Genomic DNA, 18,940 nt, shown 5'->3' with positions numbered 1-18,940 from the left:
TCCGCCCCCATCCAGAACCATAAGTTTTGGATGCGGGCGGATTTTCATGTCCAAGGAAAGTAGGGAGATTAGACCTCGTTGAGGTCTTGCTTGGACAATTCCTTCATGCACATCACGGCGATGAAGGAGATGGCAGACACAATAGCTAGGTAGTAGCCCACTGCGTGGACGCCAACCTCTGCGACCAGCCAGGTAGCGATGAATGGTGCAATCGCTGCGCCCAGAATGGATGAGACATTGTAGGCGATACCGGAACCGGTGTAGCGGACGTTGGTAGGGAAGAGTTCTGGCAGTACTGATGCCATTGGGCCGAAGATAAGTCCCATGAGGAACATGCCGATGGTCAAGAACGCCAGTACGGATGCCTCGGTCGCGATGTCGATGGCCAAGAAGTGGGTGAAGGTAAAGCCAAAGACGACGATGAGCGCGGAAACGACACCAAGAACTGGCTTGCGGCCGACACGGTCAGCCAAGATGGATGAAACTGGGATGCCGGCAATGAACGCGAAGATGGACACCAGCTGCAGCTGGAGGAAGTCCGTGTATTCAATGCCCAGTCCCAATCCCTGGGATGGGTCTCCAATACCGAAGGATAGAATCCATGTGGTGACAAGGTAGAACAGGGTGTAGCAGCCAACCATGACGAAGGTGCCAATGAACATTGGTTTGCCTGCGGTCTTGAAAACCTCAGACAGTGGGGACTTAACCTTCTTGCCTTGGTCGACAGCGTTCTGGAAGACAGGGGTTTCTTCCAGCTTCAAACGAACATAAAGGCCAATGAGAACCATCACTGCGGAAGCCAGGAATGGAATACGCCAGCCCCATTCCATGAATGGGCCAGTGGTATCACCGCGGGTGTAGCCCAGGGCAGATACCAGGATGAGGAAGAGGCCGTTGGCCAGGAAGAATCCAAATGGCGCACCGAACTGTGGCCACATGGCTGCCGATGCACGCTTGCCTTCTTCGGCGGTTTCCGACGCGAGTAGGGCCGCGCCGGACCATTCGCCGCCCAGACCCAAGCCCTGGCAGAAACGCATAAGTGCCAGCAGTGCTGGTGCGATGATGCCTGCGGTAGCGTAGGTCGGGAGCAAACCGATGATGAAGGTTGCAATACCCATGGTCAACAGCGCGCCAACCAGGGTGGCCTTGCGGCCAATGCGGTCACCGAAGTGGCCGAAAACAATCGAGCCCAAAGGACGGGCGACGAAAGCTAGACCAAAGGTCGCGAAAGACTGCAGCAAGGCCACGGTAGGGTTCTCAGAGGCAGGGAAAAATAGTAGGGGGAAGACTGCTACGGCCGCGGTGGCATAAATGTAGAAGTCATAGAACTCAATCGTGGTGCCGATGGTGGACGCGAACGCCACACGACGACGGTCACGAGGAGTCAGTTTGGCAGCGGTGGAACTTGCGGTTCCGTCCGTCTTAACTGAGGATGTCATAATGTCGGCACTTTCATAATAGAAATTTCAGTAGATGGGATGCCGATGTAACGGCAAGTCCAGCTATGAACAGGGAGAATAACCAATTATCTCACCAATTGGTCTATCCATTTCATTTGGTGAGACTTTTAGCGTATCGCCTGGAGAACAAAAGGTCAAAGATTATTGGATAAGTTACACCCGTAAATAAAGGCGTGCGCAGCGCGATTGTGGATGTCACCGAGCAATATCGCCTGAAAGTCTTCCTTTAAGGTCCAACGAGGGCCCAGAACTACACGTTTATACGTGAATGGCACTTGGTCGAGGGGCAGGTGGCACAGGATGGAATTGCCGGAATCAACAGTTGTCCAGAATGTCCAAAGCTCAAACCCGGGAGAGTGTGTCCGAGTCTAAAATGACATAATGTACATTATCGGACAAAAGGGGAAGTTATTATTTACCCCGCTTTGGGCGCCCAGCTGGTGACGATTATTTCATGTACGGACTCTGGTCTGTGTAGCGCTCTCTGACTTACCGTTTGTGCTCGATTGGGTTCGTCCCGTTGTGATATCTGTGCACGCCGTAGGTATTCGTTGCTCCCTTGATGGTCAAGCCGTTGGGCGTAATCCAGTGCCCATGTGTCCATGCGTCTCTGTTTGAGCGTCCTACGCCTAAATCAGTTTAAGTATTTCTCGCGCAGATGTCGTCACTGTGTCGGGACTCTGCCTGGGTTCAGCCGGGTTTGCTTAAATGAGTCGATCTTCCCACTACTATCCAAATGCACGAATAAACCCCTAATAACGTCACTGTGACGTTATTAGGGGTTTATAGCAGCTCATTGCGTGCCGGGCGAATTTAGCCTTCTGACTTTTCTAGAGTCAGTCGGATATTAACGTCGCCTTCTTCATCAATCTTGGCTGCGATCATATCTGGCGTGATCACGTTGTAGTCCAAGCGGTTGATTGGAAGGTCGCCGCCAAGAACGATCGTGTCGCCATCGCGAACAGCCGAAAATGGCGCGGTGATTGATTGGGTCTGATCCTTAATGGTGAGATCGCCGGTTACTTCAACCTCGCCGAGTGAGCCATCCTCGGGCAAGCTGTTGAGGTCCAGTGGTTCGGTTAGCTCGAAGGTTGAGGTTGGCCACGTGGAGGTCTCAAAGAGCTTGTCCTTCATGTTCTGGTCGCGGACCTGCTTGTCCGTGGTTAGGTCTTCCATGTTAACGGTTATCGCCGCAGAGTCGACAACCCCGTCGGAAATCTTTGCCTGGCCGGTGACATCCTTGGTTGAACCTGAAGTTACGGTTTGCTCAGCAGGAAGAATCTCAGCGAAGGTAAAGCCCACTGAGGTGTAATTATGTCCGTTGCCTTGAACAACTTCCCAGGTGCCATCAAGCTCAGTTGATGCTGGACTGGTTCGCTCAGCGTTAATCGGTTCAGTCTTCACCCCTGAACCCATGATGAGCGTATAAATCATGGGGAAAAACGCTACTAGCGTTAATCCAATAATGATCACCAGGAAAATAGGGACCATAATCTTGCGGTTGTAGAAAATCTTCTTCAACATTGGGTTTTATCTCAACTCTTCCACTCGGCGGGCTATACCCACCAACTCATCACACAGGTGTCGTACCTCTGCCGCGGGTGCGCCTTCTTCGATGGCGGTAGCAATATCTTCCGCAGAACAACGAAGCTCAAAGAGTCCATCATGCAATCGCACTGCACGCTCTGGCGAAAGAGTCAAGGCTTTATCGTTGTTTGCAAAGTCTTGAAGTGCCGTCCGCTTTTCATATGCGCGCTGTTTGCATGCCGGGCTACAATACTTCTTTGGCCTTCCTCTCCCCTGGTTAATCACGGTTTTACCGCACCAGAGGCAAGCTTGTTTCTCACCTTCTTGACCAGAAGTACGCATCACTGTACCTACCTTAGTCCATTTACATTCAATCTAGCGAGTCCGCTTTGGTGCTGTGGTTGAGTGACTCATCACCATGCAAATAGTAAGACTTTGGCCGGCTGGGAACAATTTCGCATCCTTATCCGTTATACTTATAGCTCTATTTAATGAGAAGGCGTTGTGGGTTTGCACCGAACCCGCACTCTCCTATCCCTAGATGTAAAGGATGATGTCGCAAATGGCAGATCGCGTACTCCGTGGCAGCCGCATGGGCGCTGTAAGCTACGAAACCGACCGCGACCACGATCTCGCTCCACGCAATATGGTCAAGTACCGTACTGCAGCTGGTGAGATTTACGAGGTTCCTTTCGCACATGATGCAGAAGTTCCAGAGGAATGGCTGTGCAAGAACGGTTCTTGGGGAACCCTGGTTGAGGGTGAAGGCGTAGAGTCCAAGCCAGTCAAGCCACCACGTACCCACTGGGACATGCTGCGTGAGCGTCGTTCCATCGAAGAATTGGATGCTCTGCTTGAGCAGCGCATTGATGCTCTTCGCAAGCGTCGTCGCTCTGCAGCACGCATGCTGAAGGAACAGCAGGAAGAACAGGCTAAGAACGCTAAGTAGTCAGTATTCATAGCGCTTTAGCTCAATAAGAAACGGCACCTACCAGGAGATTCTGGTAGGTGCCGTTTCTTATTGGTTCAAAGCGTTCAGCTTGAACGCTTTAGTTGAGACGCTCGCCGGTGGTTGCGGAGAATACGTGCATGCCGCCGGTAACAATGGCTGCGTGGATAGTTTCACCGGCTTGTATATCGGAGTTTGCCGCAACGCGCATAACAACGTCAGTGATGTTGGCAGTTGCCACTGGTGCTGCAGAGGATGGCAAAGTGGCATCCTCGCCAGAAGATGCAATGTGGCCATAAAGGTAAGTATCGCTGCCAAGCTCCTCGGCGAAATCTACCGTGAAGGAAACTACGCCGTGGCTATCCGCAGGACGCTGCTCAGGTCCTGAAATCTGCTCCAATCCTTCGGGCCTAAAACCGATAATGACCGAAGATTCGCCGCTTGCGCTGATTGCTGCACGTGCGTTCTCGGGAAGTTCAAACACGGCGCCACCGTGTCGTGCGACGCCCTGGGCATCAACCTTGAAGGTAGAAAGGTTCATCGCTGGTGAGCCAATGAATGACGCTACGAAAGTATTACGTGGGGTGTCATAGAGTTCACGTGGGCTGCCAACCTGCTGTAGCTTGCCATCTTTCAGCACCGCAATGCGGTCGCCCATGGTCAACGCCTCAGTCTGGTCGTGCGTTACGTAAACGGTTGTGACGCCGAGCTTACGCTGAAGTGCGGCGATCTGCGTGCGGGTCTGCACACGCAATTTTGCATCCAAGTTGGACAGTGGCTCATCCATCAAGAAGACCTGTGGGTTACGCACAATTGCGCGGCCCATGGCTACGCGCTGGCGCTGACCACCAGACAAAGCCTTAGGTTTACGGTCGAGGAACTCAGTGAGCCCAAGTGTCTCTGCTGCTTCTTCCACGCGCTGGTTGATCTCAGCTTTGGATTTGCCCGCCATCTTCAACGCGAAACCCATGTTGTCGCGCACCGACATGTGCGGGTACAAAGCATAGTTCTGGAAAACCATGGCGATATCACGCTCACGTGGCTCAATATTGGTGACGTCCTTGTCCCCAATTGAGATCGAACCATCAGTCACCTGCTCCAAGCCAGCGAGCATGCGCAATGTGGTGGATTTGCCGCAACCGGAAGGGCCGACGAGAACGAGGAACTCGCCATCGGCGATTTCCAGATTGAACTTATCCACCGAAGGCTGCTCAGCGCCTGGGTAGGTGCAAGTGGCGTTGTCAAAAACTACGTGAGCCATGGTTGTCCTTATGCGTTGATTGTCGTGGCTAGAAGCCTAGCGCTTTGCACTGTCTCGCATGTCATTAATGGTGTGCTTCGCCAGTTTCCACACTTCATCGGCAAAGTCACCAACGTAGTTTGCAGCATCGCTGACCTTAGAAGGAACCTGCTTGACACCAGAGTCATCCACAAACCTCTTGAGAACCGGCGTGATGTCCTCATAGGCATCCTTTGCCTGTTCACTGCGGTGGGCAACACCCCACTTGGTGACCTCAAACAATGAATCCTTAACAAAGGAGCCATCCAGCTTGGATTCACCCAGCTCACGCTCGGTAAAGGTGATAGGCACCTCGCGAACATCAAAGCCGTCCTTGACAGCGCGGAAAGCGAGATCCACTTGGAAGATATAGCCTGCATCGGAAAGTTCATCGAAGTCGATAGCTTCCAAAAGGTCGCGGCGGAAAGCACGGTAACCGGCGGTCATATCAGAAAGACCAGCGCCTAGCGCTACGGAAATGTAGATGTTTCCCAAACGTGAGAGGTACTCACGGGAAGCTGGCCAGTTGACGGTCTCGCCGCCTGGTACGTAACGCGAACCAATAGCGAGGTCTGCGCCTTCATCAATCTGTTCCAGCAGCAGGTGCAGCTGCTCAGGTGCATGGGAGCCATCAGCATCCATCTCACACAGCACCTGGTAATCGCGCTCGAGACCCCACTTGAAACCCGCGATATAAGCTCCCAGTAAGCCATCCTTGCTCTCACGGTGGATGACATGCAGGTGGTCATCCGAAGCAGCAAGCTTATCCGCCAATTCGCCGGTACCGTCTGGTGAGCTGTCATCCACGATCAAAATGTGCACCTCGGGCGTTGCTTCACGCACGCGCTTGGTGATCAACGGCAGGTTCTCAATCTCATTAAAGGTTGGAATGATAACCAAGGTGGTATCTGAGATTGCAGTCTGTGGAGAAGTCACTGGGTTTGGTACTCCTTAGTCTGGGAAAATATCTTGACGCGAATGAAATTTATTAGCTTATTATGCATGAACGAGTGGCTGGTTGGCTTTAGGTGACATGCGTCGTTCGCGTTTTACCATCCAAGCATACCCTGCGCCTATGACGCCGATAACAACGAGGATTAGTTGCACCCACCATCCATAGCGCATGGAGAAGGTCACTGAGTCCCGTAGAGGTAGTTCTTCTACCAGATAATCAGCCTCAAAAATCTCTGTCTGCTGTGAGACAGTGCCGTCTGGATGCACGATTCCTGAAACCCCAGAGGTCGCTGGGACAATCATCGCGCGGTCAGTTTCAATCGCACGCATACGGCTCATGGCTAGCTGCTGATAGGTCATGTCAGAAAAGCCGAAAGTGGCGTTATTCGTTGGGCTGGTGAGGATCTGTGCGCCATTCTCAATAGCTGTGCGGAAGGCATCATCAAAGATCACTTCATAGCAAGTGGCAATGCCGACGACGATGTCTGACATATTGACCACACCGGGGCCATCACCCGGTTGGAAGTTGCCTGCCAATTCAACATAGTCACTGAACATGGCGAAGAAATCACGCATGGGCATGGTTTCACCAAAAGGTTGGAGGTACTTCTTGTGGTGGTACTCCCCTGGTGTGCCATCGGCCTCGAATACCTGCATGGTGTTTCGTTCACCAACCTCATCAACGGTAAGGGTTCCCACGAGAATCGGAACCTCTACTGCCGCGACTGCTGCTTGGATCATGTCGGCAGCTCGCTGGTCGAGGAAAGGATTCACGTCGGAAGAGTTCTCGGGCCACAGGACAATGTCTACGTCCTCTCCGGATTCGCCGAGTTCCTGGGTGACGTTGACGTGGTTTTCCAAGACTGCGCGGCGCTGAGCATTAAACTCCAAACCGAGGCGCGGGACGTTTCCCTGGATGGCTGCGACGTTGACCGTATCAGTGGTGTGTTCAGGCTGATTAACGCCATGTTGTGCTAAAAACGCCAGGCCAAAAGGAATAAGTCCGGTAAATAATGCCAGTGCACGTACACCATAAGTACCGGATTCGGCTTCCGCATCATGCCCAAGGCGTACGAGTGGATTCTCTTCCACTGTTTGTGGAGCAACCGGCTGGCGTGGCGGTCCGAAGAGCAGCGCGGCAATGCTGGTGCCGATGATGGCCGCCGCGACAGTAACCAGTGCCGGACCGCCCCAGGAAGACAGGAATGCTAGTGGGCCGTTGATTTGGCCCCAGCCCAACCGAACCCACGAGAAGCCACCGAAAGGCGCTGAGGAACGCAGGAGTTCCACCGCGAGATAAAACAGCGGGAAGAGCACAAAGCCCAAGCGCAGACGTGCGATGAAGACACCGAAAACACCAGTGAGGATCGCGTATAAGCTCAGCGAGAATGCCAGCGCAATATAGGGGAATGCGCCGACGAGTTCACCGATCCACGGCAGCAAGAGCACATAAGAAACAAACCCGTGAACAAAGGCGACGAGTCCGCCTGCTTTGGCGCTAATGAAATTACTGCGCCAAGGCATTAGAGAGATAAAAAGTGCGGTGATCCCGATAATGCCCAATAGCCAGAGGCCATGAGGCTCATAGGAGTAATACACCGCGGCGCCGCCGACACCGGCAAGGAGGATGCGAAGCAATAGAAGCACCCCTAATTATTATCACCTTTTATCAAAAATGGCCGTTGCGCCGCCCACCTAACAAAGTTGCTCCCAGCTGACGTGAATCAACTGGGAGCAGATAAGCAGTTTCGGCTACTTCAAATTACTTATTGGTGCCGGAAGGGCCGTCGCCGTCTGCCTTGCCGAAATCTTCAGGGTTGAGTGATTCGGTCCAGTTACGAATCTCTTCTTCATCGATGACTTCGTGATTCTCCGGTTGCTGAGAAGCTGAGCCTTGAGCAGTGCCGCCTGATTGTGGTCCGAAGCCTGCAGGGCCAGCGAAGTTACCGAAGCTGCCATAACTTGAGTGCTGCCCGGACATGGGTGAAGCATCATAGAATCGCACACCCATGTTTTCGACGGACTTAAAGAGGCGTACCGAGAGCATGGTGCGTAGTAGTGCGCGGGTTGGTGGAAGGATGAGGAAGATGCCGATAAAGGTAGTCAGGAAACCAGGCAGCGAGAGGAAGACGCCACCTGCCAAAGTAAGACCAACGTTGCCGGCGGTCTTGCCAGGCGTGGCATCTTCCATCATGACGGAGCCATCCTTGGTGCGGGTGACATTCTTGCTCATGATGCGGCGCACCTCGAGGCTGGCGATGGTCATTCCAAAGAGCATGGTGGCCAGCAGCAACAACAGGGTCCAACCAAGACCGATGAGTTGAGCGATTCCCATGAAGGTCAAACCTTCAAGGACGATATAGGCAAATAGGAGAAGCATAAACGGCATAGTGCTTCTCATTCTACATTTACCCATGTGCACACGAGATGAGTACATGCTGTGCATTTGCATGGAAGTAGTAGAATTTGCCCCATGCCTCAACCAATTATCTCCTCTGCTGCCGACTCCACTACCCTCAAGCTATTTCCGGCAGGTGGTGTCACAACGTCACAGGATTGGTTAGAGATTGCTGATGCTGCACGCGAGTTCGCGGATTCTAATGTCTATCTCGCAGCGCATAGCTCCATGGAGCTGCACGGCATCACGGATGACCAGGGAGCTATCCAGCGTCTCGAAGGCACTTCCCTGCACACCTCAGCATGTCGCGTGGTGGCTTCCCCACTGGATTCTCGTGCGCGTGAGTTGGCACGAGTCATTGGTCAAGCGGTTCCGGAGTCCACAACTGACAAGCTCTTAGTGGGAGTTGATGCCGGTGATGGCGCCATTGCGGGGCAAAATCCGCACGTGTGCGTCCATGTTGATAGTTCGTCATCACAAGTGCGCGTCAACACTGCAGATTCTGAAATTCTGACGACCGTCACTGAGGCTCCGCAGGAAGTAGCAAAGCTACTACAGGCTTTTGATGTCTCCAGTCTGGAGGACAAGCAGCCGCAGACTTCTGCATTGCCCATTGGTTGGTTGGCGGACCACATGCCTGAGGGTCGAGTCGAGCTTGGTGTAGGTGTGTATCAGGGCATTGTTAGTGCTGATATCGCCGAGCTTTTAGGACGTATGGAAGTGCCAGTGAGCATCACGCCGTGGCGCAGCCTTGTTCTCCACGACCTAGCGGAGGGTGACGCCGATGTTGTGGTCCGCGTCCTTGCCCCACGCGGGCTGATCTTCGACGCCAGCTCCCCCTTCTTAACCTAAGGGTTACCGCGGCATGTGCCTCCAGATGGGGCGCGGTACTAGGCGCATGATGAATGCCAGTATGGCCAGACGCCCTGGGATCCATAACGTGCGGCTTCGCAAGAGCTTTCCGGAAGCGTGCTGACGCGAAATCTCTTGGGCGATCTCATCTGCCACGATCTCCGGAGTCACTGACATCGGTGCGGGATCCATGCCCTCGGTCATCGAGCCAATCACAAAGCCCGGACGCGCCGTAATCAGGCTTAAGTCCTTCGAATTATCCATCGTCAGCTTGTCTGCCAGACCCTGGCAGAAAGCATCGAGGCCGGCCTTGGTAGAGCCGTAGACATAGTTCGCCCGGCGAGCACGCCACCCGGCAATAGATGAGAAGGCGATGATGTGGCCTGATGCCATGACATCGGCGAGCACAGTCAGCATGGATACCTGCGCGAGATAGTCCACCATCGCAATATCGACCGCATGCTGTTCATCATGCTCAGCCTTGTCCTGCTCGCCCAAGATTCCAAAGGCCACCACCGCACAGGTGATCTCCCCTGCCAGTTCTTGTGCTTGAGCTAATGCTTGCCGATGCCCCTTGAGATCCACCGCATCGAAATCCAGCAGATGGACGCTTGTGGCGCCAACGGATAAGAGGGCATCGGAAAGCTCGGCTAAACCGTGTGTCCCGCGGGCAGCGAGGATGACCTCACGGCCGGGCGCTAAACGGCGTGCGAGCTGACCGCCGATGTCACTGCGACCGCCCAGGATGAGCAGTGCCCCGGGATTCTTAGCGGAGCTCACGTGGACCCTGGTTGAGTGATTCGATGCCATCGGCAGTCGTGGTGACGATGTCTTCGATGCGCATGCCCCACTTGCCCGGAATGTAGATGCCTGGCTCGATGGAAAAGGCCATTGATTCCTTAATTTCTAGCTCATTGCCGTTGATAATGAATGGCTGCTCATGCAAATTTAAGCCAATACCGTGGCCCAAGCGGTGGGAGAAGTACTCGCCATAGCCGGCCTCGCTCAAAGGCTGACGTGCCGATGCATCGATCTCCTGCGCCGTGCGACCTGGGTGGGCAAAGTTGCGTGCCTGTTCCTGGGCGTCTTGCAATACGGTATAAGCCTGCAGGAAATCTTCGGGAGCCTTCGAGATATCGCCGCCAGCGACATAGGTGCGGGTGCAATCTGAATGATAGCCGGAAGCCAGTGTGCCGCCGAGATCCACCACGACGGGATCGCCATCCTCGATTACCCGATCGGAGAAGCTATGGTGCGGGTTGGCACCATTTTCCATAGAGCCGACGATGACAAAGTCCACCGCAATGTGCTCTTGAAGAATCAACTCAGTGAGATCATCTGCGACCTCACGCTCGGTGCGGCCGGGCTGCAGCAGCTCCGGGACCTGGGCATGCACGCGGTCAATAGCCTGTGCTGCCTTACGCAGCTCATCGATCTCTGCGGCGTCTTTCGAGGAAAAGAGCTCTGCCAGCGCGGTATTAGCCAACACCCACTGCTTCCCAACTAAGCCCTGCAGCTCAAAGAGATGATCGGCGGTAAGCGCCGAGGTTGCCGCCACGGTCTTAGCCTCGCGACCGATGGAATCTGCGACCTGGCCATAAATGTCATCGCCATCATTCCAACCATGCACTTCCACGCTTAAGTTCGGCACTGGCGAAAGGTTCAAATCCACAATGTCCGTATTCGGTGCAAAGAGCTGTGGCTTACCTTCTGCTGGGATAATCAAGGTGGTCAGACGCTCATGGGAAGCTAAGTCTGAACCGGTGAGGTAAAAGAAGTCTGCACCGGTGGCCACAACCACGGCGTCGATGCCTGCAGCCTTGGTCAATTCCTGCGCCCGGTGAAGGCGCTTTTCGTATACATCAGGTGCAAAAGCAATTAAAGAACTCATGTCGCCCATGATAGACGCGTTAATATTCATGGCCATTTCTCGCCCCACCAGAAATGACTAGTGTGGGACTGGTGCAGATTCATCAATGGTTGGAAGAAACCGATCCATCTACTTTCGATATCCACGGGGCAACCGTGCGGATCAGTAACGGACGCAGGTATTGCTCAGGCATGCTCATCGCCGAGGACCTTGAACCCACCATGGAAAAAGTTTCCACGTCCCTGGTGCTGACCTGCTCGCACTTCTTCCGCACCGCCCCGATTGGTGATTTCTATGTACGCGGGCGTGGCCTAAACCGAAAGCTTTCGGCCGTCCGTGCCATCGACGGAACCGATATCGCACTCGCACTTCTACAACGCCCCGCTCCGATGCGACAGCTATTAGGCATTGGCTCACGTTCGCTGACACCAGGAACAAAAACTGCCACCCTAGGCTACGGCGGCAACTCTAAGTACGCCATGGTCAAAAACGGAACCGTACTGCTTCCACTACCGCTGACCTACTCCCGTGGCTTTGAAACCCGCGTGCGACCCGCCGCCATTCAAATAAATACGCCCAAAGCAATCAAAGGTGACTCCGGCGGCGCCGTGCTGACACTGAGCGGAGATAACGCCACCACCGAACTGCCGAGCATCAGCGCCGTACAATCTCTCGTACTTGACCCCATGGGAGTCAACCTTGGTCTTGCGACGGTTGCCCAATTGCCCAAGCACAGAAAGACCTTACGCCGGGCGGCAGAAGGCCTTTTAGCTATGAAAGAACTTTAAGAGCCGATTGCCACAACCCCGCGCTGGATCGCGTCCACAGCGCGCCGGGCATTGGCCTTAATCTCATCGGAATAGCCTGTCTTTGCCACTTGTTGCAGCAGGTCTACTGCTTGACGGCAGCAGCGCACGAAGTCACCCGGGGTGAGTTCCGCACCGGATTCTGCCGCTGCGGACATGCAATAGCCCAGTGGTGCACCGGCTGCCCACTGGTGCAGCGCCAATGAGAACCCTGGTTCTGGTTGGCGGGTCAACGGCAGCTTGTGTAGCTGCTCATCAGCAGTGAGCTCCGCATGGATACGATAGGTAGCGTTCATGGCTTCAGCCATCCGGTCCGTTGCCGCTTCTGGTGAACCGCCGGTTTCCTTACGGTTTTCAAAAGAACACATGGACACCACACCGGCCAGCTCTGCCGGATCCAAATCATCCCAGATGCCGCGCTTAAGGCATTGCGCCACCAACAAGTCACACTCATTATGAATCAGTGCCAGGCGCTCACCTTCATCAGTGATGACAGGGGTCCGGTCCTCTCCAAGGCCTTCAAAGGAAACATAATCCATCTGTGCAAGCAGATCTACGATGCGCTCAAAGCTCTTACCCAAAGTATCCGTTGCGCGTTCCACCGTGGAGGTCAACTTCTTCAAGTCACGCTCACGCCGTGCCAGCTTTTGCGCTAGACCGGCGAGCTGTTCACGGTCGGTTGCCGGCCACTCATGGACCGGGTGCAAGCGAATAGCGTCGCGCAGCATCCCCACCTGTGGGTTCGGGCGGCTCCGGGGCTTGGCCTTCATCCGCTTGGGGCGGTCAAAGTGCTGGCGGCGGAATTGGTCTTGAACAAACTTGGCACTGCGGCGTGGACTCTTAGTCACGTGGCGCGGCAGCTTCATGTGCCCCATGACGATAGGTGGGTTATCAATGCCGCTGGCATCAATGCGCCCTGACCAACCGGTCTCTGTGGTGACCCACGGGCGTGGATCGGAAGTCTGATTAGCAGGCGTAGCTACAACCGCCAGGGTGGGCTGACGCTTGCCAGCAATAGCGATGACATCGCCGATCTGTAGTTTGCCCAGGACTGCGACGACTTCCTTATTGCGTTCCTTACTCTTATTTTCCTTAGATTTCCGCTCTTCCTCCGTTAGCTCGCGCCGAAGGTCAATATATTCCAAGAGCATGTCCGCTGCGTCATCATCATCCGGTGCTGGCGGTGCAAGAATTCCAATGAGCTCATCCAGTTGTGAGCGCAGATCCCGGACGCGGTGCTCAGCACGTTCAATTTCGCGGGACTCCTCCACGACTGAGCCATCGGCTTGGAACTGCGCGAAAGACTTTTCCAAAAGGCGTAGCGAGTCCTGGTATCCAAGCATTCCCAGCAGGTTAATCGCCATGTTATAGCCAGGCTCGAACGTGGAAATAAGTGGATAGGTACGGGTTGAAGCGAGTCCTGCAACTTGACGTGGGTCCATCGCTGGTGCCCACATCACGACCGCATTACCGATGGTGTCAATGCCACGACGGCCCGCACGGCCAGTGAGCTGGGTGTATTGGCCAGGAGTCAGATCCACATGGGCTTCACCATTGAATTTGATGAGCTTTTCCAATACGACCGTTCGCGCCGGCATATTGATGCCCAGCGCAAGAGTCTCCGTCGCGAATACTGCTCGAACTAAGCCTTGAACAAATAAGTCCTCGACAATGTGACGGAAGGCTGGCAGCATACCTGCGTGGTGTGCAGCGAAACCCCGCGACAGCGCCTGCCGCCACTGACGGAAGTTAAGGACCTGTAGATCTTCTTCTGGAATGCCTTCTACGCCGGCGTCAACGATTGCCTTAATTTCCTCAGCCTCTTCAGGGGTTGTCAACGACATCTTGGAACGCAGACATTGATAGAGCGCGCCATCACAACCCGCACGGGAGAAAATGAAGGTGATCGCCGGCAGCATATTCTGCCCCTGCAAGATCTTCAGGACTTCCGGCCTACCCAATGGGCGGTACCGGTCTTGTGGGCGCTGATTGCCAGAACGCCCACCATGGTGTCCCCCGCGCTGTCCGCCACGGCGATCATCTCGCCCTCCATGTCCGTTTCGGTCATCACCACCACGGTGTCCCGCACGGGCACGGAAGCCTTTGCCAGACTTATAGTCATCACGGCCATCATCATTGGAGCCAGATTCCAGACGTGCAATCTTTCGCTCCAACTCAGAGTTCACGCGGCCGTCTGTGCCAGGCTCAAAGAGCGGGAAAATTCTGCGCCAAAGCAGCATCCATTGGTCCAGCGGAACCGGGCGGTGTTCGGAGACGATGATCTTGGTATCACCGCGCACCGTGGATAGCCAATCACCGAATTCTTCGGAGTTGGACACTGTGGCGGATAGACCAATAATGGAAACAGATTCATCAAGATTCAGGATGACTTCTTCCCACACCGCGCCGCGCGAAGCATCTGCTAGGAAGTGAATTTCATCCATCACCACGTGGGTCAAGCGGTCGAGCGCGCTGGAGTCCGCATAGATCATGTTGCGCAATACCTCAGTGGTCATCACGACGATGTCTGCCCCACCATTAATTGAGACATCACCGGTTAAGAGTCCAACTGCCTGTTCACCATGCTCTTCAACCAAGTCATGGTACTTCTGGTTGCTGAGTGCCTTGATTGGTGTCGTGTAGAAGCACTTGGTGCCCTGTGACAACGCGAGAGATACAGCAAACTCACCTACGATGGTTTTACCGGCGCCCGTTGGGGCACAAACCAGGACACCATGACCTTCTTCTACTGCCTGGCAGCCCGCGATCTGGAATTCATCCAGGGGATGTGACAACGCTGCTGAAAATTCCTCAAGATGCGGGTAATTCATAGTTGCAACACTACCCGGTACCTGCAGGTCATGCGAAAAGAAGAGCGCAGTTTCCACAAACGGAAACTGCGCTAATTCCAGCTTTCAGAGTACGTCATCAAATGCGTTGCCGGCGGCTGGTCCATTAGGCCCACCATTGTAAGGACCATTATTCGGTCCATTGTTAGATCCATTATTTGGCCGAGGCCCTGGATTTGCTGTTGGTGGGTTAGCCGGTGGCTGTTGATAATTGAAACCACCGTTTTGTGCAGGAGCCTGGAAGTCATTCAATGGCGCGGCTGGTTCGATCGGCTGGACTGCTCCGATTCCGCCATCAGAACTAATTGGGGACGCTGAAGCAATTGGGCCGGAAGCTTGCTCATCATCCAGGTCCATCCAGTCAGGACGTTTGCGGCCACGGCGCTTGTCATTGAAGCGGCAGAACTGGAATGCCAGTTCCACCAGAATTGAAATAGCGACTGAGAGAATAATCATCGACGTGGGCTCGCCACCAGGTGTCATAAAAGCGGCGAAAATCATGATTCCGACGATGATGTATCGACGCTTATCCTTCACCTGGTGGTACTCGAGTAATCCCACCACGTTAAGCATGACAATAACCAGAGGCACTTCAAAGCTGACGCCAAAAATTACTAAGAATGCCAAAAGGAAGTTGTAGTACTCGTTTCCGGTCAGTGCAGTGATGCCAAATTCATCACCAATTCCAACCAGAAACTCCAGGCCAAACACCATAACGTAGTAAGCCAAGACTGCACCGGTGACGAACAAAATTACTGCTAATGCGACGAAGGTGAAAGTCCCCCGCTTCTCGTTCTTATAAAGACCTGGGGTGATAAAGCCCCAGATCTGGTAGAGCCATACTGGAGAGGATAAAACCGCGCCTGCCAGTGCAGCAACCTTAATTCGCAAGATGAACATCTCAAACGGTTTGGTGGCTAGCAGTCGACATTCACCATCTGCGGTGAATACCGCGCGCTGCTCTTCTGGCAAGTCACAATAAGGACCGCGGAGAATCTCTCCCAAAGGCTGCATGCCGAAGGGAGCTGATTGGTACCAAATGAAACCAACGATGCTACCGATGAAAAGAGCAATCAACGACACGATGATGCGACGACGGAGCTCCTGGAGATGCTCCACCAGAGTCATCTCACCGGTCTTATTCGCCTTTCTAGCGCGACGCTTTTGGTTCGACTCCTTGAGCCTAGTCATGACACCGCGCTTTGTAGGTGAAGGTGCCCCGGGATGCTTTTCGACTCTGCCTGAGTGTTGTGGGGGCATGCCGTTAGCCATGTTTCATTAATCCCTTACCCATAAAATAACCACCGCACCCTGAGCAACTACAGACGCAAATCAAGGTGGGGTGGATGAAATTCGTGCGCGCTACTACTGCTGAGGCTGCTGTGGGTAGTTATTACCCTGCTGGAATCCCTGCTGAGGTTGCTGAGGTTGGTTCCAGTTCTGCTGGCCTTGCTGAGGGGAGCCCTGCTGGAAACCTTGCTGTGGCTGCTGCCCCTGGTTCCAGTTCTGCTGTTGGCCTTGTTGAGGGTTTCCCTGCTGGTAGCCCTGTTGCTGAGGATTTCCCTGCTGAGGTTGGTGCTCCCAGTACTGCTGCTGTTGTGGCTGGGATTGCTGCTCTTGCTGGCGTGGCTGCATATCTGGGGACTGCCAGAACTGGTCATTGTCACCGCCCTTTTCGAGTTCAGCCTGAGGCTTATTCTCTTCGCGAGACTTGTTCTCATTGGTCATTTCATTGACCTCAGACTTGAAAATACGCATGGAACGGCCAACCGAACGCGCCAAGTCCGGCAATTTTCGTGCACCAAATAGCAACACAATTACCACAAGAATGAGGATGATTTCTACGGCACCTAGACCAGCCATGAACTTACTCCAGAGATCGGGCGTGTACCTTATTTTTTGGGCACGCGCAGCCTTTTACTTATCTTCTTGTTGAGTATATCGATCGAGGGCATATTTCGCGCTCTCCGAAATGGCACTTCTGAGGTTTTCAGGGCTAATCACTTTGATTCTGTCAGCATTACTCAATGCAAATCTAATGAACCAAGCTTCGCTGCCAATTGGCATAGAACCCTCAATCCAGCTATTTCGCGCAGAATTGGATAATTCTATGTCGTGATAGTCAGCCATCCACGTAGCATCTTCTGAGACATACATCATGGCCTTTTCACTGGAACTAAATCCGAAAGGATCGGCTGGATCGATGGCTATCACCGCCGAATTGGGGGTCGCATCCATATCAAGTACTTCAACATTGCGCATGCGATCGAGTCGGAATGTGCGGTGGGCGTCACGGGAATCATCCCAGGCGATGAGATAGAGCTCTGAGTCAGCCAGGAATACACGAGCCGGATCAACGGTTCGCAAGCTTGAATCATTGGCGCTGGAAGACCAATATTCGAATCGCGCCTTTTTATTGGTATCTATCGCCGTTGCTAGCGCGGACTGCACCTGGGATTCCTGAGGTGGAGTTGTGGCCAGGGAATCGTAGATTCCTTCGGTCTTTTTATCCATGATGCCGCGGATCTTGTCCGCGGCTGATTGAACTGCCTGTGGATCAATCAGTCCCGGCATAGATTCTAAAGACTCCAACGCCAGAAGCAGCGCGCTCGCCTCAGTCGGAGTCAGACGTAGAGGCTTGTCCATCCCCTGGCTATCAATAATGTCCACCTTGCGGAAATCCCAAGCAAGATCCACTAAGTCCTCGGTATTCTGGGTGGCACCAGAGACAAAGAGCGTATTGAGAGCTGCAGAGATTTCTTCATAGGTCATTCCCAGATCCGCTGCTGCTTCCATCATCGACTTATCTGGATGGCGGCGGAAATAAGGAATCACATTGGCGAGCCGAACAACCCGATGCACACGGGGACTGACCGTTGACGTCTGAGGTGCTGCAGCTTCTTCCTCATCTTCACGCCAGGCATAGGGCTCGTCATCGAGCGAATCGAATAATGGTTCCGCGGCCTGTTTAGCAAGATCGGCAATCGCACGGCGAATGTCTGCTGGAGCGAGTACTTCCGCTGAGTCCGCGAAAGCCAATGTAGTCCGCACGAGCCAATCGATGGAGACATCTTTAAGGGTGAAAGTGCCGTCATCATTTAGCTTTGCGTCCTCAACCAGCTCATAGGCCTTGTTTTCATCGACCTGAACGATAGCTGAGGTCTGGGCACGTACGAGTGCTTCCTTGACCAATTGCTGCAAGGATTCGTCGCTGCGCTGATGCGTGGCATTTTCATCGCGGACGCGCACGCGTGAGACTCGCAGAATACGAAAGACACGCGGTGCGTCTTTATCGATGTCATAGCCAACGAGATACATCCGGTTATGGTGCGTCACTAAGCCCCACGGGTCCATTGTGCGCCGCTCAGCCGCAACACCTGGCTGACGCTTGTAATCAAACCGCATGCGCTTACCGGAACGAATAATGGTGTTGATATCCCGAATAATGATGGGCTGCACCAGCGTCATATCTGAGACAGCCGCATGCACTGGGATACTAGCCTGTGAACGGGATGCGCCGGAGGCGGCAATCTTTGTCCATCCAGACTGTGAAAAGTCCGCTAGGCCGCCGGTGTTGCCAAAACCTGCAGCAACGCTGAGCACCATGGCTTCTTCGGGGGTGAATTGCACATCCGGCAGAGCGTATTGATCGACAAGCAGTTGGTAGTGCGTGTGTCCAGAAGAATCACGCGAGTGAGATATCGGAATACCGGCGTGACGCAGAGTATCGATATCACGACGCAAAGCCTTGTCGAAGGCTTCATCAGACTTACCCTTGTAGCCTTCAACGCTCTTGCGAATCCACTCGGTCGAACGGGTTGCATTGCCACTATGCGATGCTGCGGCCAATAGAGCAAGGTACAAGCTGATATGCCGAGCAAGCGCCACATACTCGGAGCCAGCATTAGCCTTCATTGGCTTGTCAGCGGAACCGAGCCCGCCACTGGGCGCTGAATGACGCTGTGTACCCATGCGTGTGTTCGACCTTTCGTAGAA

General features: G+C 53.9%; 16 protein-coding genes. 3 read left to right on the top strand and 13 right to left on the bottom strand.

The features are described 5' to 3' along the window. Positions 1-68 precede the first annotated feature (68 nt). From ACG98I_RS00615 to ACG98I_RS00605, 3 genes are all read right to left on the bottom strand, one after another. Entirely contained in the window at positions 69-1,439 is a 1,371-nt protein-coding gene (locus ACG98I_RS00615; protein ID WP_394717599.1) for an MFS transporter, read from the bottom strand. An 834-nt stretch (positions 1,440-2,273) separates the two neighbouring features. After that, positions 2,274-2,984, bottom strand: coding sequence for a YceI family protein (locus tag ACG98I_RS00610; protein WP_394717598.1), 711 nt, complete (start codon positions 2,982-2,984; stop codon positions 2,274-2,276). Between the two features lie 6 nt (positions 2,985-2,990). Beyond that, entirely contained in the window at positions 2,991-3,329 is a 339-nt protein-coding gene (locus ACG98I_RS00605; protein ID WP_394717597.1) for a hypothetical protein, read from the bottom strand. Between the two features lie 220 nt (positions 3,330-3,549). Between ACG98I_RS00605 and ACG98I_RS00600 the strand changes: the two genes are divergently transcribed. Next, positions 3,550-3,936: an RNA polymerase-binding protein RbpA gene (locus tag ACG98I_RS00600; RefSeq protein WP_394717596.1), complete on the top strand. Its 387-nt coding sequence runs from the start codon at positions 3,550-3,552 to the stop codon at positions 3,934-3,936. 100 nt (positions 3,937-4,036) lie between these two features. On the opposite strand, the gene ACG98I_RS00595 is transcribed toward ACG98I_RS00600, so the two are convergent. The 4 genes from ACG98I_RS00595 to ACG98I_RS00580 all read right to left on the bottom strand — a co-directional run bounded on the left by ACG98I_RS00595 (position 4,037) and on the right by ACG98I_RS00580 (position 8,549). Further along, positions 4,037-5,197 (bottom strand): ABC transporter ATP-binding protein, encoded by a 1,161-nt coding sequence (locus ACG98I_RS00595; RefSeq protein ID WP_394717595.1) that lies wholly within the window; start codon positions 5,195-5,197, stop codon positions 4,037-4,039. A 36-nt stretch (positions 5,198-5,233) separates the two neighbouring features. Next, positions 5,234-6,151 carry a polyprenol monophosphomannose synthase gene (locus ACG98I_RS00590; RefSeq protein WP_394717594.1) on the bottom strand — a complete coding sequence of 306 codons (918 nt, stop codon included), beginning with the start codon at positions 6,149-6,151 and terminating at the stop codon, positions 5,234-5,236. Positions 6,152-6,211: 60 nt separating this feature from the next. Beyond that, positions 6,212-7,816: an apolipoprotein N-acyltransferase gene (gene lnt / locus ACG98I_RS00585; protein ID WP_394717593.1), complete on the bottom strand. Its 1,605-nt coding sequence runs from the start codon at positions 7,814-7,816 to the stop codon at positions 6,212-6,214. A 115-nt stretch (positions 7,817-7,931) separates the two neighbouring features. Then, positions 7,932-8,549, bottom strand: a complete 618-nt coding sequence (locus tag ACG98I_RS00580) for an FxsA family protein (RefSeq protein WP_394717592.1) — start codon at positions 8,547-8,549, stop codon at positions 7,932-7,934. A gap of 93 nt (positions 8,550-8,642) precedes the next feature. Between ACG98I_RS00580 and ACG98I_RS00575 the strand changes: the two genes are divergently transcribed. Beyond that, complete coding sequence (locus ACG98I_RS00575; protein ID WP_394717591.1) at positions 8,643-9,419, top strand: cobalamin biosynthesis protein CobG; 777 nt, start codon at positions 8,643-8,645, stop codon at positions 9,417-9,419. A gap of 3 nt (positions 9,420-9,422) precedes the next feature. Here the strand turns inward: ACG98I_RS00575 and ACG98I_RS00570 are convergent, their stop codons facing one another. Next, positions 9,423-10,199, bottom strand: a complete 777-nt coding sequence (locus ACG98I_RS00570) for an SDR family oxidoreductase (RefSeq protein WP_394717590.1) — start codon at positions 10,197-10,199, stop codon at positions 9,423-9,425. Continuing rightward, positions 10,186-11,319 carry a M24 family metallopeptidase gene (locus ACG98I_RS00565; protein WP_394718045.1) on the bottom strand — a complete coding sequence of 378 codons (1,134 nt, stop codon included), beginning with the start codon at positions 11,317-11,319 and terminating at the stop codon, positions 10,186-10,188. Before ACG98I_RS00565 ends, ACG98I_RS00570 begins: the two co-directional genes overlap by 14 nt. Before the next feature lie 62 nt (positions 11,320-11,381). On the opposite strand from ACG98I_RS00565, the gene ACG98I_RS00560 reads away from it, so the two are divergent. Then, positions 11,382-12,077 carry a trypsin-like peptidase domain-containing protein gene (locus tag ACG98I_RS00560; protein ID WP_394717589.1) on the top strand — a complete coding sequence of 232 codons (696 nt, stop codon included), beginning with the start codon at positions 11,382-11,384 and terminating at the stop codon, positions 12,075-12,077. Here the strand turns inward: ACG98I_RS00560 and ACG98I_RS00555 are convergent. From ACG98I_RS00555 to ACG98I_RS00540, 4 genes are all read right to left on the bottom strand, one after another. Next, on the bottom strand, positions 12,074-14,926 hold the full coding sequence (locus tag ACG98I_RS00555) for a DEAD/DEAH box helicase (RefSeq protein ID WP_394717587.1): 2,853 nt from the start codon (positions 14,924-14,926) through the stop codon (positions 12,074-12,076). The genes ACG98I_RS00560 and ACG98I_RS00555 overlap by 4 nt on opposite strands. 84 nt (positions 14,927-15,010) lie before the next feature. Next, positions 15,011-16,072, bottom strand: a complete 1,062-nt coding sequence (gene tatC, locus ACG98I_RS00550) for a twin-arginine translocase subunit TatC (protein WP_394718043.1) — start codon at positions 16,070-16,072, stop codon at positions 15,011-15,013. A 237-nt stretch (positions 16,073-16,309) separates the two neighbouring features. Beyond that, positions 16,310-16,807: a Sec-independent protein translocase subunit TatA gene (tatA, locus tag ACG98I_RS00545; RefSeq protein WP_394717586.1), complete on the bottom strand. Its 498-nt coding sequence runs from the start codon at positions 16,805-16,807 to the stop codon at positions 16,310-16,312. 54 nt (positions 16,808-16,861) lie between these two features. Further along, positions 16,862-18,916, bottom strand: a complete 2,055-nt coding sequence (locus tag ACG98I_RS00540) for a helix-turn-helix transcriptional regulator (protein WP_394717585.1) — start codon at positions 18,914-18,916, stop codon at positions 16,862-16,864. Between the last annotated feature and the right edge of the window lie 24 nt (positions 18,917-18,940).

Origin of the sequence: Corynebacterium sp. L4757, from assembly GCF_043673995.1 — a bacterium.
Classification (GTDB): Bacteria; Actinomycetota; Actinomycetes; order Mycobacteriales; family Mycobacteriaceae; genus Corynebacterium.
The sequence above is the reverse complement of the archived record's forward strand: the minus strand, read 5'-3'. Positions and strand labels throughout refer to the sequence as shown.